The sequence below is a fragment of the Virgibacillus siamensis genome (genome assembly GCF_039522605.1).
GTDB lineage: Bacteria > Bacillota > Bacilli > Bacillales > Amphibacillaceae > Lentibacillus > Lentibacillus siamensis.
Genome location: NZ_BAAADS010000016.1, coordinates 1 through 14,423, shown reverse-complemented (window position 1 = coordinate 14,423; position 14,423 = coordinate 1). Strand labels below are relative to the sequence as shown.

General features: G+C 45.4%; 14 protein-coding genes and 1 pseudogene. 10 read left to right on the top strand and 5 right to left on the bottom strand.

Translation table 11 applies throughout. From position 1 onward, the window contains the following. Positions 1–18: 18 nt before the first annotated feature. The 4 genes from ABD010_RS11290 to ABD010_RS11275 all read left to right on the top strand — a co-directional run bounded on the left by ABD010_RS11290 (position 19) and on the right by ABD010_RS11275 (position 3,741). The gene (locus tag ABD010_RS11290) at positions 19–1,446 is read left to right on the top strand and encodes a LutB/LldF family L-lactate oxidation iron-sulfur protein (RefSeq protein WP_343813080.1); all 1,428 of its coding nucleotides are present in this window, start codon (positions 19–21) and stop codon (positions 1,444–1,446) included. Next, positions 1,443–2,150 (top strand): LutC/YkgG family protein, encoded by a 708-nt coding sequence (locus ABD010_RS11285; RefSeq protein ID WP_343813078.1) that lies wholly within the window; start codon positions 1,443–1,445, stop codon positions 2,148–2,150. Before ABD010_RS11290 ends, ABD010_RS11285 begins: the two co-directional genes overlap by 4 nt. Positions 2,151–3,013: 863 nt before the next feature. After that, positions 3,014–3,415, top strand: a complete 402-nt coding sequence (locus ABD010_RS11280) for a nucleotidyltransferase substrate binding protein (protein ID WP_343813076.1) — start codon at positions 3,014–3,016, stop codon at positions 3,413–3,415. Positions 3,416–3,417: 2 nt separating this feature from the next. Then, the gene (locus ABD010_RS11275; RefSeq protein WP_343813074.1) at positions 3,418–3,741 is read left to right on the top strand and encodes a nucleotidyltransferase domain-containing protein; all 324 of its coding nucleotides are present in this window, start codon (positions 3,418–3,420) and stop codon (positions 3,739–3,741) included. A 154-nt stretch (positions 3,742–3,895) separates the two neighbouring features. On the opposite strand, the pseudogene ABD010_RS11270 reads toward ABD010_RS11275, so the two are convergent. Together ABD010_RS11270 and ABD010_RS11265 are read right to left on the bottom strand one after the other, a co-directional pair. Further along, positions 3,896–5,181: pseudogene (locus ABD010_RS11270) on the bottom strand (MFS transporter). A gap of 33 nt (positions 5,182–5,214) precedes the next feature. After that, positions 5,215–6,225: an ornithine cyclodeaminase family protein gene (locus tag ABD010_RS11265; protein ID WP_343813072.1), complete on the bottom strand. Its 1,011-nt coding sequence runs from the start codon at positions 6,223–6,225 to the stop codon at positions 5,215–5,217. Between the two features lie 142 nt (positions 6,226–6,367). Between ABD010_RS11265 and ABD010_RS11260 the strand changes: the two genes are divergently transcribed. Further along, complete coding sequence (locus tag ABD010_RS11260) at positions 6,368–6,910, top strand: helix-turn-helix domain-containing protein (protein ID WP_343813389.1); 543 nt, start codon at positions 6,368–6,370, stop codon at positions 6,908–6,910. A gap of 702 nt (positions 6,911–7,612) precedes the next feature. Here ABD010_RS11260 and ABD010_RS11255 read toward each other — a convergent pair. Both ABD010_RS11255 and ABD010_RS11250 read right to left on the bottom strand, forming a co-directional pair. Next, positions 7,613–7,849, bottom strand: a complete 237-nt coding sequence (locus ABD010_RS11255) for a hypothetical protein (RefSeq protein ID WP_343813070.1) — start codon at positions 7,847–7,849, stop codon at positions 7,613–7,615. A 21-nt stretch (positions 7,850–7,870) separates the two neighbouring features. Then, the gene (locus tag ABD010_RS11250; RefSeq protein ID WP_343813068.1) at positions 7,871–8,521 is read right to left on the bottom strand and encodes a hypothetical protein; all 651 of its coding nucleotides are present in this window, start codon (positions 8,519–8,521) and stop codon (positions 7,871–7,873) included. Positions 8,522–9,186: 665 nt separating this feature from the next. On the opposite strand from ABD010_RS11250, the gene ABD010_RS11245 reads away from it, so the two are divergent. The 5 genes from ABD010_RS11245 to ABD010_RS11225 all read left to right on the top strand — a co-directional run bounded on the left by ABD010_RS11245 (position 9,187) and on the right by ABD010_RS11225 (position 13,619). Beyond that, the gene (locus ABD010_RS11245) at positions 9,187–9,993 is read left to right on the top strand and encodes a LysM peptidoglycan-binding domain-containing protein (protein WP_343813066.1); all 807 of its coding nucleotides are present in this window, start codon (positions 9,187–9,189) and stop codon (positions 9,991–9,993) included. A gap of 260 nt (positions 9,994–10,253) precedes the next feature. After that, a complete protein-coding gene (locus ABD010_RS11240; protein WP_343813064.1) occupies positions 10,254–11,165 on the top strand; it encodes a DMT family transporter in 912 nt (303 codons plus the stop codon). A 15-nt stretch (positions 11,166–11,180) separates the two neighbouring features. Then, positions 11,181–11,360, top strand: coding sequence for a hypothetical protein (locus ABD010_RS11235; RefSeq protein WP_343813062.1), 180 nt, complete (start codon positions 11,181–11,183; stop codon positions 11,358–11,360). Between the two features lie 621 nt (positions 11,361–11,981). Further along, positions 11,982–13,040, top strand: coding sequence for an LLM class flavin-dependent oxidoreductase (locus ABD010_RS11230; protein ID WP_343813060.1), 1,059 nt, complete (start codon positions 11,982–11,984; stop codon positions 13,038–13,040). Between the two features lie 12 nt (positions 13,041–13,052). Continuing rightward, complete coding sequence (locus tag ABD010_RS11225) at positions 13,053–13,619, top strand: NADPH-dependent FMN reductase (protein ID WP_343813058.1); 567 nt, start codon at positions 13,053–13,055, stop codon at positions 13,617–13,619. Between the two features lie 186 nt (positions 13,620–13,805). On the opposite strand, the gene ABD010_RS18380 is transcribed toward ABD010_RS11225, so the two are convergent. After that, the gene (locus ABD010_RS18380) at positions 13,806–13,880 is read right to left on the bottom strand and encodes a putative holin-like toxin (RefSeq protein WP_390350964.1); all 75 of its coding nucleotides are present in this window, start codon (positions 13,878–13,880) and stop codon (positions 13,806–13,808) included. Between the last annotated feature and the right edge of the window lie 543 nt (positions 13,881–14,423).

Below are 14,423 nucleotides of genomic sequence, written 5' to 3'. Positions count from 1 at the left end.
CAACTGGAGGGAAGCGCTTTGGGTATTAAAATAGGGGATGCCCCGTATAATGAACGCGTTGCGGAAGGGGTGGAAAATGACTTTATGCGTCAGGCCGTTTCTTCTGCACAGGGTCGTTTCCGGGACGGCCGGCAAAAACAGGCGGATGAGCTTGGCAATTGGGAAGATTGGCGCACACTGGGCGAGGAAATCCGGACGCATACATTGGAAAATATCGATTACTATTTGCAGCTTTTGAGTGACAATGTGTCCGAACGCGGCGGGAATGTATTTTTTGCCGAAACCCCTGAAGAAGCGAACGAATACATTCAAAACGTCATCAAGGAAAAGAACGCCAAAAAAGTGGTCAAGTCGAAGTCGATGGTGACGGAAGAAATCGGCATGAATGAAGCATTGGAAGAGGTCGGTGCGGATGTGGTCGAATCCGATCTGGGCGAATGGATTTTGCAGCTGGATGAGGATCCGCCATCACATATCGTCGCGCCTGCCATTCATAAAAATAAGGAACAGGTCCGCGAAACGTTTGAACAGAAAAAGGGCTACAACAAAACGGAAGATCCGGAAGAACTGGCTTCGTTTGCCCGCGAACAGCTGCGTAAGGAATTTATGTCGGCTGATGTCGGCATCACCGGCTGTAATTTTGCCGTTGCCGAATCCGGCGCGGTGACATTTGTGACAAACGAGGGAAACGCCCGTATGGTCACGAGTGTGCCGGACACACAAATTTCCGTGATGGGAATGGAGCGGATCGTGCCGACATGGGAGGACCTTGATGTACTGGTCAGCTTGCTAACCCGCGCGGCGGTCGGGCAAAAACTGACCAGCTACGTGACATCGATTACCGGTACCCGCTTGGAAGGGGAGACAGATGGTCCTGAAGATTACCATCTCGTCATTGTCGATAATGGCCGCTCGAAAATTTTAGGAACGGAATTTCAATCAGCGTTGCATTGCATCCGTTGTGCGGCGTGTATTAATGTCTGTCCGGTCTATCGTCATGTCGGCGGTCATGCATATGGGTCGGTTTATCCCGGTCCAATCGGCGCAGTTCTGACCCCGCTGCTGGACGGTTACGAAGATCATAAGGAATTGCCGTACGCATCATCACTATGCGGCGCGTGTACCGAAGTTTGTCCGGTAAAAATTCCGCTGCATGAACAGCTGATCCGGCACCGACAAATCATCGTGGAAGAAGAAGGCATGGTTCCCGTATCCGAGCAAATCGCGATGAAAGGTTTCGCCAAATGGGGATCAAGTCCGGCCGCATATAAAATGAGCGCATCCGTGGCACGAACCGCGATGAAGCCGTGGTCAAGGGACGAAAACATTTCCAATGGCCCTGGTCCGTTAAGCGACTGGACGGTCAACCGTGATTTTCCTGCACCAGCCCGGCAGACATTCCGGTCCTGGTACAAAAAACGCAACAAGGAGGGACGCGCGAAATGACGATTCAAAACAGAGAATCTTTCCTTGATAATCTCGCAACTAAAATGGGACGCCCACGCCGGCGGGAAGGGGTGGAGCGCCCGAATTGGAGCGTTCGCCCGCAAGATGAAGTGCTTGCCGGCGCGACAAAAGATGAGCTGGTGGACGTGTTGCAGGAGCATTGCAGCGTCATCCACACAAATTTTAAACGAACTGATAGGGAAGGCCTGCTGACGGTGCTGCGCGAGACCATAGATGAATTTGATGGTAAAAAAATCGTCGCATCGAACGACTCGCGGAATAAAACTTTTGGTCTGGATGAACTGTACAGTATTTTGGGTGCGGAAGGTAATGACGTTCATCATTGGGACGAGACAAAAGGTGAGAAAAACATGCGCGTTGCCGAGCAGGCCGATGTCGGCATATCGTTCAGTGACATCACGCTTGCCGAATCCGGCACCGTTACGTTATTCAACAACAAACACAACGGCCGCTCCATCAGCCTGATGCCAAGAGCGTATATCGCAATCATCCCGAAAAGTACCATTGTGCCACGCATGACCCAGGCGACGCAGCAAATCGACGCGGAGAATGCAAAAGGCAATGACGTGTCATCCTGCGTAAGCTTCGTAACCGGCCCAAGCAACAGCGCCGACATCGAAATGAACCTGATCGTCGGCGTGCACGGGCCAGTGGAAGTGACGTATATTGTGGTGGATGATTGATTTGATGGTAATGCGTGTGGTGAGTTGAGGTGCGGGACATGTGGTAGAGGGCGCGGGTTCTGGCGAGGGACGTGCGGGATTAGTGGCAGAACGTGCGAACTTGCAGGTGAAACGCGCGAACTAAGGCTTCAAACGCGCGAACTTGGGCGTGAAACGTGCGAACTGGGCCTCCAAACGTGCGAACTGGGCCTCCAAACGTGCGAACTTGGGCGTGAAACGTGCGAACTGGGCCTTCAAACGTGCGAACTCAGGCCCCAAACATGCAACCCCGCGCCGAAACACGTGCAAGCTGATACCGGAACTATGGCTGAAACGCGCAAACAACAGCAGAAAATGACACGTGAAATCCCGGCAATTCAATTCATGCGAAATCATCCATGCATACTACAATACAATCAATATGTGTACATTTGTACCATATGTGGTATAATTAATATTGAAAAACATATCCTATTAAAAACCGCCTCATGCTCCAACATGAGACGGCTTCAATAGACCAACCCCGTCAAGAGGGGGTAGGCACTAAGGAACATGATCCCTCAGAACCCTGGCTTAGGTGAATGAGGGGTTATTTTTTATGGTTTGTGTTTGACATCATAAACGCGATGAGCATCCCAAAGGATATCATCAGCGTTAATACAGTCTCTACAGCCATATGCATCACCTCCTCTTTGGGAAGTATCCCAAAAAGAACAGTGTGCCCAACCCCTCATGCGAAGCCAATCTATTTCTAATAGTATACCATATTTTTCGTTGAGTTGGACTCATACAAAATGTTTTCCGGTTTAAAGATTTTTTAACAGATAGTTTTGTGAAAAAGCCGGATTTCACTTATAATATAAAATATGAATTGTGGCGGAGAGATGGGTCCATCAAAGGATATACGCTGGCGGCAACGGTTTGAAAACTTCAAGCGGTCATTCAAGTTGTTGGAAAAATACGCAAATGCCGGTGCTAAGAATGAATTGGAGCGTGCTGGTATTATTCAGTTTTTCGAAATGACATTTGAATTGTCGTGGAAGCTGCAAAAGGATTATTTGGAAGCGCAAGGCTATGTGATTGAAAGCCCAAGGGACGCAATAAAGCAGGCATATCAGGCGGAACTGATTGATGATGGCCATGTGTGGATGGATGCACTTGCGAAGCGGAATCCGACAACGCATATATATGACGAGGAAATGGTGAAACAATTCGTTGATGAAATAGCAGGTACTTACCTGCCGGCCATGAAACATTTATATGAAAAATTGTCAGAGGAGAAGTAGTCATGTTTGGCTTAACAGATAAAGATATAGAGTTAATTACTGAAGCAATAGATGGCGTTGATGAGATTGAAAATGCGTTCATATTTGGAAGCCGGGCGCTAGGAAATTATAAAAAAGGTTCGGATGTGGATATTGCAATCTGTGGACGTAATGTGACGCGCGATACAGCAGCAACGTTAAATGACACGTTAAATGAAGAGCTTCCGCTGCCATACTATTTTGATATTCTGGATTATAACGCAATATCGAATCATAATCTGACAGCGCACATTGAGCAATACAGCATTCAAATCTATGAAAGGGATCAACATAAGCGAAAAATATAAGAAAGCAATCCAATCAGGCTGAGAGGGTTGCTTTCTTATTTAGTTGAATTTGCGGCGGTGGTGGAAAAAATAGGAGAGATCGGTTTGAAACGGGTGAGAACAGCACAAAAACGGAACGGAACAAATTGCTAGCGCAATCTGTCCCGCCGCTAAATCATGCCCCTTTTCGCACACTTGCATCCTTACTATATCGCTTCGTAAACGCTACCGCCATCAGCGAAATAACTGCAGTGACGATAATAAATACTGCTATTGGTGTCCAGGCGTCGTTGAATTGTCCGAGCAGCCATGTCGCAATCAGCGGAGAGGTTCCGCCGGCCATTGCGGCACCGATCTGGTATCCGAGTGAGATGCCGGTGTAGCGTACTTTTGTTGAAAATAAATCCGAAAACATCGTGCCAAGAACTGCTGTGATTGGCGGCCACACAATCCCGAGTGCGAGCACGCTTGCCAGAATGACTGCCCAGTCCTGCCCGACAGACAGCAGTATGAAGTATGGAAATGCGTACAGCACCATCGCGATGCAGCCGATCACATAAATTTTTTTACGGCCAATTGCATCGGAAAGCCGCCCCATCACCGGTATCATGATTGCCGTAACAACAGTTGCAATCGTAATCGAATTCAGGACGGTAATCTGGTCATAGCCCAGTGTGCCGGTTGCGTAACTGACGACGAACGTTGCGAAAATATAGAATGGAGCGGTTTCGACCACTTTCGCCCCGACTGCGATCAGCACCTCACGCCAATGATATTTTAATGTATCAACAACCGGTAATTTGGCAACCTGCCCGGATTTTTTCGCTTCTTCAAATTCCGGGTTTCATTGATGCCGGCCCGAATCCACAACCCGAACACGACCAGGAGTGCACTCAAAATGAACGGAATCCGCCAGCCCCACGTCATAAACGCTTCATGTGGCAGCAGACTCATCATGGTCAGGGTGAATGTTCCGAGCACCAGCCCGATTGGAACGCCCATTTGCGGGATGCTTCCGAACAGTCCTTTTTTGCCTTTCGGAGCATATTCGACCGCCAGCAAGAGCGATCCGCCCCATTCGCCGCCGAGTCCGAGCCCCTGTATGAGGCGAAGTATGATTAGCAGTATCGGTGCTGCCACGCCAATTTGCGCATATGTCGGCAAAAGCCCTATCAGAACAGTCCCTCCGCCCATCAGTGATAGCGTAATAACTAGTGTTTTCTTTCGGCCGATTCGATCCCCAATATGCGAAAAAATGATGCCGCCCAGTGGCCGTATGAAAAATGTTAATGAGAACGAGAGATATGCGAGCATCAGTGCAACAATCGGGTCGGATGACGGGAAGTATAATTCGTCGAGTACAAGCCCGGCAACGGTTCCGTATAAAAAGAAATCAAACCATTCAATCGAACTTCCGACTAAACTTGCGGTCAACACTTTGCGCTTCAATTTTTTGTCCATCTATCGTTTTCCCCCTTGTTTTATAAAAAATTTTTACGGCGTCGTGCCAAACCCGTCTTCTTTCGCTTTTTGATAGACGCCTTTCGCTACTTCCAAATCAAAATAAGCTGCCCCCACCGATTTGAAAAACGTAATCTGTTCCGGAGTTTTACGAACGAGTGAATCGTCCCGTGAAAAATCATTCAATTCTCCGTACACGTCAGCAAAACTCCATTCCCCTGATTTTGCTGCGTGGATAAGTTCGCCGGCTTCTTCCTTTACACTTGTCAGATCGTCCACCGCGATGATTGATGCTTTTTTAATGGTACTTAAATCAACCTCCTGCATGCTTGGCAAAAACGAGCCGACTCCGTTGATGTGCGTTCCTTTTTGCAAGTCATTGCCGTCAAAAATCGGTGTTTTCGACCGCGTTGCACAGTTAATGATATCCGCTTTTTTCACTGCTTCTTTCACGTTATCGACAATCTGGATATCGGCGTCTACTCCAAAATCCTTCAATTTATCTTGGAAAGTGTGTGCTTTTTCTGCCGTGCGATTGAAGAGTAGAATTGTCCCAATATCGCGTGCTTCCAAAACGCCTAACACCTGTTCAAAAGCCATCGCGCCGGTTCCAATCACACTTAACGTTCTGGCATCTGCCCGTGCCAGTTTGCTTGTTGCAATACTGGTCAATGCCCCGGTGCGCAGTCGTGTTAAAAAAGACGCATCCATCGTGCATAAATGCTGGCCGTCAGAAGCGTCCGACAGCATCAGCACGCCCTGTGTAGTTGGCTTTCCTTCATCAGGATTGTTTGGAAAAATATTGACTACTTTCACCGAAGCAACCTGATTTTCCAGATCCGCAGACGGCATATACAAAGCGGATGCCTGTTTGTCGGGAAGTTCAATTACTGTCCGGTGCGGATTTTGAATCATCCCGTTGTTCTTCGCGACCAGACCTTGCTTGATAGCACGAACAGCATCCCGCATAAAGTAGTTGTCCTGAATCTCCTGATCTGAAATAAACAGCACGTAAATCATCCTTTCCATTGGAATCGGTTGCATTTTTTCTATACTGCTTAAATTTTGTTCCAAAGTGATGTATAATTTAACTGTCACTTAAATTATTTAAAATATAATACAATTCATTATAATTTGTCAAATCCTATTGAAGAATTATGGTATAGTTAGAAAGGAGGGATTCATGATGACGGATGAATTGGGCGTAAAAATAAAAGAGTTAAGGAAGCAGCAAAAACAAACGTTAAAGCAAATATCTGAAGAAACAGGCCTGTCCATCAGTTTCCTGTCACAACTGGAGCATTCCAAAACTTCAGCAACACTGGAATCACTGAAAAAAATTTCAGATGCACTTAACGTAAATCCAAGCTATTTTTTTGCTAAACCGGCGACTGGAACAACCCCGACAGTAGTACGACATGAAAGTGTAGATGCTGAGCTGACGGAAAATAAATTCATATACCGCGATTTATCAGGTGGAATGGAAGCCCCATTGTTTTCGCCGATTCTGATCATCCTCAATCCGGGCGATAACCGCGGCAGCAATTTTTCCCATAAAGGGCAGGAATTTTTGTATGTGCTGGAGGGCACACTGACGATACATATCGAAGGAGAGGAACATGTGCTGCATCCGCATGATTCCATATTCCTGCAGTCATCAAAATCCCACTACTGGCTCAATAAAACCGACCGGACGATCAAATTTTTGTGCGTTTCGGCAGTGGGATAAGAGATTGGTTGTGGGTGGCGAATATCTGTTGTTTGGGAAAGGATTATGCGTGAGGATAAGATAGTATGAACCGGGTGTAAAGTGTACAATGTCAGCAAATGTGGTATAATTATTATAGAAAAACATATATTATTAAAAACCGCCCCATGTTAGAGCATGAGACGGTAAAATGGACCAACCCTTCAAGAGGGTTAGGCACCTTAGGAGAAAATGATCCCTCGGCGCTCGGTGAAAAGCATAGAGGGATTATTTTCTGTTGTTATCTCCCATAATGAACGTTACTAACATCCCGAAAGATATCATTAACGTTAATACAGTCTCAACAGCCATATGCACCACCTCCTCTTTGGGAAGTATCCCAAAAAGAACAGTGTGCCTAATCCCTCATGCGAAGCCAATCCATTTCTATCAGTATACCATATTGTAACTTCATTTCTGTGAATGAAGTTTATTTTATTTTGGTTGATTTTCGGCTATCAACTGGACAAGAAATTACCGATTATAAAATGAAAATCCTGCCCCTATTTTAGGACTTTTGTATTATAATAGGTGTATACAGAAGGGGGGGGGGTTTTATCCAATATGAGCGTTTGATGATAAAAATAATTTATAACCAAAAAAAATGATCTTCCTCTGGAAAGAAAAGATCACCAACAAAACTAAAAAGAATATCTGCTTAACGCATATTATTTTTTATTCGTATTACCTTGCTTTCTTTTGGCTCATCGTTTTATACGCAACGATAATACCCGTGCTACATAGGATAAGCATAGTTAAAAAACTACGCTCTCCAAGGCTATTGATATTGGTCACAAACGCGAACAATAGTGCAAGAGCACCTAAACCAACAAAGAAATATTTTTTATTCTCACCAAATGCGCGTGATAATAACCAAACCACCGCAAAAAACGCTGCAAATAAACCAATTTGAATTAACACATTAACACCTCACTTTCAGTTCTATCTTGGCTGTGCCCAAACCCAAGGTGTCGCCCATCTGAATGTTAGTTCTGTTCCCCTCCAGCTCGTGTTGTCTCTGATTTCTCTGTACATATAGTGATTACCAACAGCCATAAGCACAGCAGCTACCGATGCCGGAGCAGCTCCAAGAATTCCTGCCAAAGCTGCAACCGTAGCCCAGTTGAAACTCCAGTCAGAAAAATAGTTTTTCCAATGTTGAGCTTCGCTATACGATAAGAACCACTCAACCCCCCACCAATGGGAATCTGTATAATCCATTGGTTTGATAATACCACTATCGTTTGTTTGGGTAGTTGTTAGATTGCTTTTTATAGAATCGAGATTGATTTCTCCCTTTTGTACAGATTCGTTTATTTTATGAACACCTTTTAGGAAATAATCATAAACAAAAGGTTTCACTACATCTTTTGCTTTTGAATCGATTACAAGTTTATTTCCTTTTTTTACAATAAAATCTTCCATTATTTCAGTTGCTTTGATAAGTTTTAAAGACTGGGATTCAGTATACTCATTACCCATCCCATAAACTGTTTTTGTATTGTCTGTAGAGGTTTTGGCCAAAGTTTCTAACGGTAACATTCCAACAAGTAGTACTGTGGACATTAGAATGAAAAAAGATTTCCTTAACATAAGTATATCAACCTCCTAGATTATTTGTCTATCACTGTAACACGAACGTAATATTAAATCACTGTATTTTGTGAAAATTAAATACTTTGGACTATTTTTTTGTGATAAAATATTTTTGGCAGTACAAAAATAGCACGTCTAAACACCTAATTTTTCCAACTATACTTTATATGGGAAAAGGAGTTATAAAATTTAAATAAAGCAACTCTCATTTACGATGTTTAATCTGATGACCGAAACAACCATTCATGCTGAAACCTAAGAAGCTGCCAATCTCGATATATTATAATCAACCTTAACAACAAAAGGGGAACAGGGTGCACCTTTTTTCTCATTCCCTTTAAGTATTACCTTACTGACATTAAACTGTCTCTAGGGTTAATTTGTTTCCGGGCGGCTGGAACAAAAGTTTCATAGTCTTCAGCATTAGTAATGACAATAGGTGAGTGATGTTAAGTTATACCCATTATTGGTGGCGGCATCATATTTATACATAAAAGCTGACCCTTGCATGAACAGCAACACAAATAAGTAAAGAAATTTTCATTACAAATAAAACAGCGAAGGAAAATCAGTGTAATAGATTCTTAATCTAGCTGTAACTGTATAATTCAACCTCCTGTGGTAGTATATGGCTTGACTGAAATTTAAAGGAGGAAATTTGAATGAAAAAGTTAGCCACAGCGCTTGCTGCCGGCGTCTTTATTGCCGGTGCAACAGTTACTACCGCATCAGCTGCAGCGTATGAGGTGGAACAAGGCGATACACTTTGGGCAATTGCACAAGAACATGGAACATCGGCTGAACAATTGCAGGAAATCAACGACTTAAAGAATACAGTTATCTATCCAAACCAAACATTAAATATAAATAAACAAAACAACAGCATGTATCAGGTGAAGAGCGGCGATACATTATATGGCATAGGGCAAGCGAATAATGTGTCCGTTCAGGAAATAATCGCCTGGAACAAACTGTCATCCAGCTTAATCATACCCGGACAGGAACTTAGTCTAAGCGGTGAAAATGTGAGCGAGGATACAGCAGAGGAACAAGAACAAAGTACTGAAGCTTCAGCGTCAGAAAGTACAGCAAGTGAAGCAGATACCTCGTCCAATAATGAAGAGGCGGAAGCAACAAAAACTGCGGATACAACGAAGCAGAGTACAGACAGTCCTGAAGGTAGAACCATTACCGTTTCAGCATCTGCCTATACAGGCGATTGTGCGGGATGCTCAGGTGTAACCGCAACGGGTGTTGACTTGAATGCAAATCCAAATGCAAAAGTAATTGCAGTCGACCCGAGCGTGATTCCATTGGGTTCAAAAGTATATGTGGAAGGTTATGGTTATGCTACTGCTGCTGATGTCGGCAGTGCCATCCAGGGTAATAAAATTGACGTTCATGTTTCATCTAAAAGCGAAGCATATGAGTGGGGCGTACGTACAGTTGATGTAACAATCGTAGAATAATAGAATAGGCTTCATAATAAAATGGGGAAGTATCCGTCTTGGGTGCTTTCCTTTTTTTAATGCCAAAGGGCGGAACGTGAAAAAATCGAAATGACAATCAACGGAGCGTCTGTTTACAGTATGGAAAGGGGGTCCCGTTCATTGCATAGTCGTTATTCTTAGCCCCTTCAGCTTCCAAAAAACTTCAAACCGATTGCAAGCAATAACCCTTCATACCTGATACCATAGGAGAATAATAGACAGTTAGGGTGATCCGGTTTATGATAAAAATTTACATACTTTTATTACTGGTCATGCTGATGTGGGGCTTGAATGTATCGGCAATTAAGGTGCTTGTTGCAGCAATTGATCCGATACTGCTGACGTCATTTCGGGTCATGACGGCAGGGCTGATGGTACTGGTGATTTGTAAAGTGATGGGCATTTTCCGCCTGCCGTACAAACATGAGTGGCTGACGATTTTATACATAGCGGTTTTCAATGTTATCTTGCATCATTCACTCGTGGCGCTCGGACTGGAGATTACATCGGGCATTAATGGTGCGCTGATTTTGGGTATGATGCCGCTGGTGACGGTGATGATGGCGTTTATCGTGCTGCGGCAGCGGATTACGTGGCTGCGGACATCTGGTTTCCTGCTCGGTTTTGTGGGTGTAGTGATTACGACGCTGTCCGGTGCCGGCGGGCTGGCTGCGATTTCGCTTGGGGACGTGTTTGTTTTGCTAGGTGTGCTTGTGCAGGGGTTCAGCTTTATGCTGATCAGCAAGCTGAAGCCGACACTTGATCCGCGCTTGGCAACCGGGTATATGCTTGCACTTGGCGCCACCGTTATTTTTATCGTAAGCCAGACATTGGGAGCGGAAGTTCAGGAAATGACAAAATTGATCGACTGGCAGCTTGGTGCGGTCTTCCTGTTCAGTGCCATTTTCGCAACGGCGTTCGGCCACATGACGTACAATTATGCGATAAAAAAAGTCGGCCCGGCTGAATCGGCTATTTTTATAAATTTGAACACGCTTTTTGCAGTGACAGGCGCGGCGGTATTTTTGAATGAAGTCATCAAAATTAATCATGTCGTCGGATTTTTGTTCATCCTGTGCGGCGTGTTCATTGGAACGGGAGCTTTGGAACATGTGTTGCAGAGCAGAAGACAAAAGAGTGCGAATCCGTGAATGTGCGGGATTGGTGTGAGGGGAGCAGTTGATTGGGCATCGACTGGAATGAGTGGAACATCGATCGGTAAGAGCGGAACATCGACCGCAAGAGCGGAAACATCAACCGTAAGAGCGGAAACATCAACCGTAAGAGCGGAACATCGACCGCAACGAGCAGAACATCGACCGCAAAAGCGGAAACATCAACCGTAAGAGCGGAACATCGACCGCAAAAGCAGGAACATCGACCGCAAAAGTAGAAACATCAACCGCCAAAGCGGAAACATCAATCGTAAGAGCGGAACATCGACCGCAACGAGCGGAGCATCAACCGCCAGAGCGAAACATCGACCGCAACGAGCGGAACATCAACCGCCAGAGCGAAACATCGACCGCAACGAGCGGAACATCAACCGCAACGAGCGGAACATCAACCGCACAAGGCGGAACATCAACCGCACAAGGCGGAACATCAACCGCCAGAGCGAAACATCGACCGCAACGAGCGGAACATCAACCGCAAAAGCAGAAACATCAACCGTAAGAGCAGAACATCGACCGCACAAGGCGAAACATCAACCGCAAAAGCGGAACATCGACCGTAAGAGCGGAACATCGACCGCACAGGGCGAAACATCAACCGCACAGGGCGAAACATCAACCGCAACAAATGGAAAGAGCAAAATGCTGAAGCTTTTCACCTCAAAAATGCTATCATGGTTGTGGCTCCATAATATCTGCAGGCATCAGCGCTTCACCTGTGCATTTTGTTCAAAAACTCGAAGCAGCTGCTGCCGTTAAAAAATTTACAAACAAGCAGAAAGGTTGATATAGATGGAAAAATACCGCATAAATCCAGATAATGGGCTGGAATTTGGTCTGTATACATTAGGGGATCATCTGCCGGATCCGACAACAGGGGAGCGGATTTCCGCCCAGCAGCGCATCCATGAAATTATTGAGTTGGCCCAGCTGGCTGAACAGGCGGGGATTGATTTTTTCAGTGTTGGCGAGAGTCATCAGAATTATTTTACAACGCAGGCGCATTCGGTTGTGCTCTCGGCGATTGCGCAGGCGACGGAAAAAATAAAAATTTCCAGTTCGTCGACGATCATCAGTACGCTTGATCCTGTAAGAGCGTATGAGGATTTTGCCACGATTGATCTGATTTCAAAAGGACGTGCGGAGATTGTTGCCGGGCGCGCATCACGGGTGGGAAATTTTGATTTGCTCGGGTATAATCTGCGTGATTATGAGGAGTTGTATGAGGAAAAATTTGATCTGCTCCGAACAATTAATGAGGAAGAAGTGGTCAATTGGAGCGGGCAGTTCCGTGCTCCCCTAAGAAATGCCAAAGTGCTCCCGCGACCACAAAACGGTTCGATGCCAATCTGGCGGGCTGTCGGCGGTCCACCGGCAAGTGCCATTAAGGCAGGGCGCGCGGGCGTTCCGATGTTCCTGGCTACACTTGGCGGGCCGGCCTCATCATTTAAGCACTCGATTGATGTGTATCGTGAAGCGGCGGAAAACAATGGCCATGATCCGGCTGAACTGCCTGTCGCGACAGCGGGATTTTTTTACACAGCGGAAACGACCCAGCAGGCGCAGCAGGAAACGTACCCGCATATTAATAACGGGATGAAACTGACCAATGGTCGGGGCTTTCCGAAGCAGCATTTCGCGCAGGGCGCCGATCCGCGGGACGTGATGAACATCGGCAGTCCGCAAGAGGTGATCGAAAAAATTCTGTATCAGCACGAATTGTTCGGGCATCAGCGCTACATTGCGCAAATGGATTTTGGCGGGGTGACGTTCGACAAGCTGAAGCGGAATATTGACACGATCGGAACAGAAATTCTTCCGGCGCTAAAAAAATACACATCCAACAAGTAGGAGGCAGCACACATGCAAATAGTCGTATTATCAGGATCAACAGTCGGCTCCAAAACCAGAACCGCGATGGATCGTACAGTCAAAGCCGTTCATGATAAATATCCCAGCCATGATGTTACCCTGATCGATCTGGCCGATTACGATATCCAGTTCAGTGACGGGCGAAATTACATGGAGTATGATGGGGACACGAAATATGTAACACAGTCCATTATGGAGGCGGATGCCGTCATCATCGGCACGCCAATTTTCCAGGCATCCATTCCGGGAACATTGAAAAATATATTCGATTTACTACCGGTGGACGCTTTTCGCGACAAGGTGGCCGGCATGCTCGCAACGGCTGGTTCCCCCAAGCATTATTTAATCCTGGAAAACCAGTTGAAGCCGATTTTGGGATACATGAAAGCACAAATCCTTCAATCGTATGTATTTATTGAGGAAAAAGATTTCGATCGCAAAGAAATTGTTAATGACGATGTTTTATTCCGGATTGACCGGTTAGTTGAGGATACAGTTATTTTAGCGGAAACGTATCAACAAATACGTGAGGCGAAAGAAGCGGAATATGATTTTTAAGTGGATGTGTACAAGCAATAATTTCGTGTTATAATGAACATAGAAATGATTCCGTTGAATAAACTAAATAAAGGCCGTGACGCTGTAACGTCAACGGCCAGAACAATAGTCGAATCCCCTGCCAAGGGGGGTCGGCGTTGGTGAGAAATAGACCTCGACCAAGTGAGCCGTTAACTCAAGGGAGGTCTATTTTTTGTGGACAATTGTAGTAACAAGCGTCCCAAACGCAAGCATTAAAAACAGCGTTTCAAACGGTGTCATAAGCGTTCACCTCCTGTCCGCTCCCAGCTGGAGCATGGAGGCAACGCCAACCACCCTTGAGAAATCCAATCTATTGTGTTTTTCATTATAACACGTGTGGCCTTGGGATGTTAGGAAAGAGTGCGTTTACTTAATGAAATATTCAAACATTGTTCGTCCATTTTATGGCTAACGGCCAAAAAAGTGTGAAGCCCGACTAAATTTGCGGGTGATGTGAGTGTGGCCTGATGTGCATTTGCGGCAGATGGCCTTTCGCCGATGGAATAGCGAAAAGCGCCGTTAGAATTTAAAATTCGCCGATAGAACATGGTTTTTCGCCGTTACAACACGCAAACTCGCCGATAGAAGACTTGAACTGAAATCGACCGTCCGCGGCGATAAATCAACCAACCCTGGCCTGGAATCAACCGTCCAACCTTCATGATACGGGAATCGTCTTATTAACCCGGAAGAAACTGAATATGTTTTTTAAATGAGTCAATTTCATAATTGCTCTTTTTAAAAATACAAAGACCTGCAGAATTTAAAAAATTGTATTTTTAA

Bases quoted from the DNA above. Each gene is read 5' to 3' on its own strand.
- ABD010_RS11285 (WP_343813078.1), top strand. From the start codon at position 1,443: ATGACGATTCAAAACAGAGAATCTTTCCTTGATAATCTCGCAACTAAA.
- ABD010_RS11280 (WP_343813076.1), top strand. From the start codon at position 3,014: ATGGGTCCATCAAAGGATATACGCTGGCGGCAACGGTTTGAAAACTTC.
- ABD010_RS11275 (WP_343813074.1), top strand. From the start codon at position 3,418: ATGTTTGGCTTAACAGATAAAGATATAGAGTTAATTACTGAAGCAATA.
- ABD010_RS11265 (WP_343813072.1), bottom strand. From the start codon at position 6,225: ATGCAACCGATTCCAATGGAAAGGATGATTTACGTGCTGTTTATTTCA.
- ABD010_RS11260 (WP_343813389.1), top strand. From the start codon at position 6,368: ATGACGGATGAATTGGGCGTAAAAATAAAAGAGTTAAGGAAGCAGCAA.
- ABD010_RS11250 (WP_343813068.1), bottom strand. From the start codon at position 8,521: ATGTTAAGGAAATCTTTTTTCATTCTAATGTCCACAGTACTACTTGTT.
- ABD010_RS11245 (WP_343813066.1), top strand. From the start codon at position 9,187: ATGAAAAAGTTAGCCACAGCGCTTGCTGCCGGCGTCTTTATTGCCGGT.
- ABD010_RS11240 (WP_343813064.1), top strand. From the start codon at position 10,254: ATGATAAAAATTTACATACTTTTATTACTGGTCATGCTGATGTGGGGC.
- ABD010_RS11230 (WP_343813060.1), top strand. From the start codon at position 11,982: ATGGAAAAATACCGCATAAATCCAGATAATGGGCTGGAATTTGGTCTG.
- ABD010_RS11225 (WP_343813058.1), top strand. From the start codon at position 13,053: ATGCAAATAGTCGTATTATCAGGATCAACAGTCGGCTCCAAAACCAGA.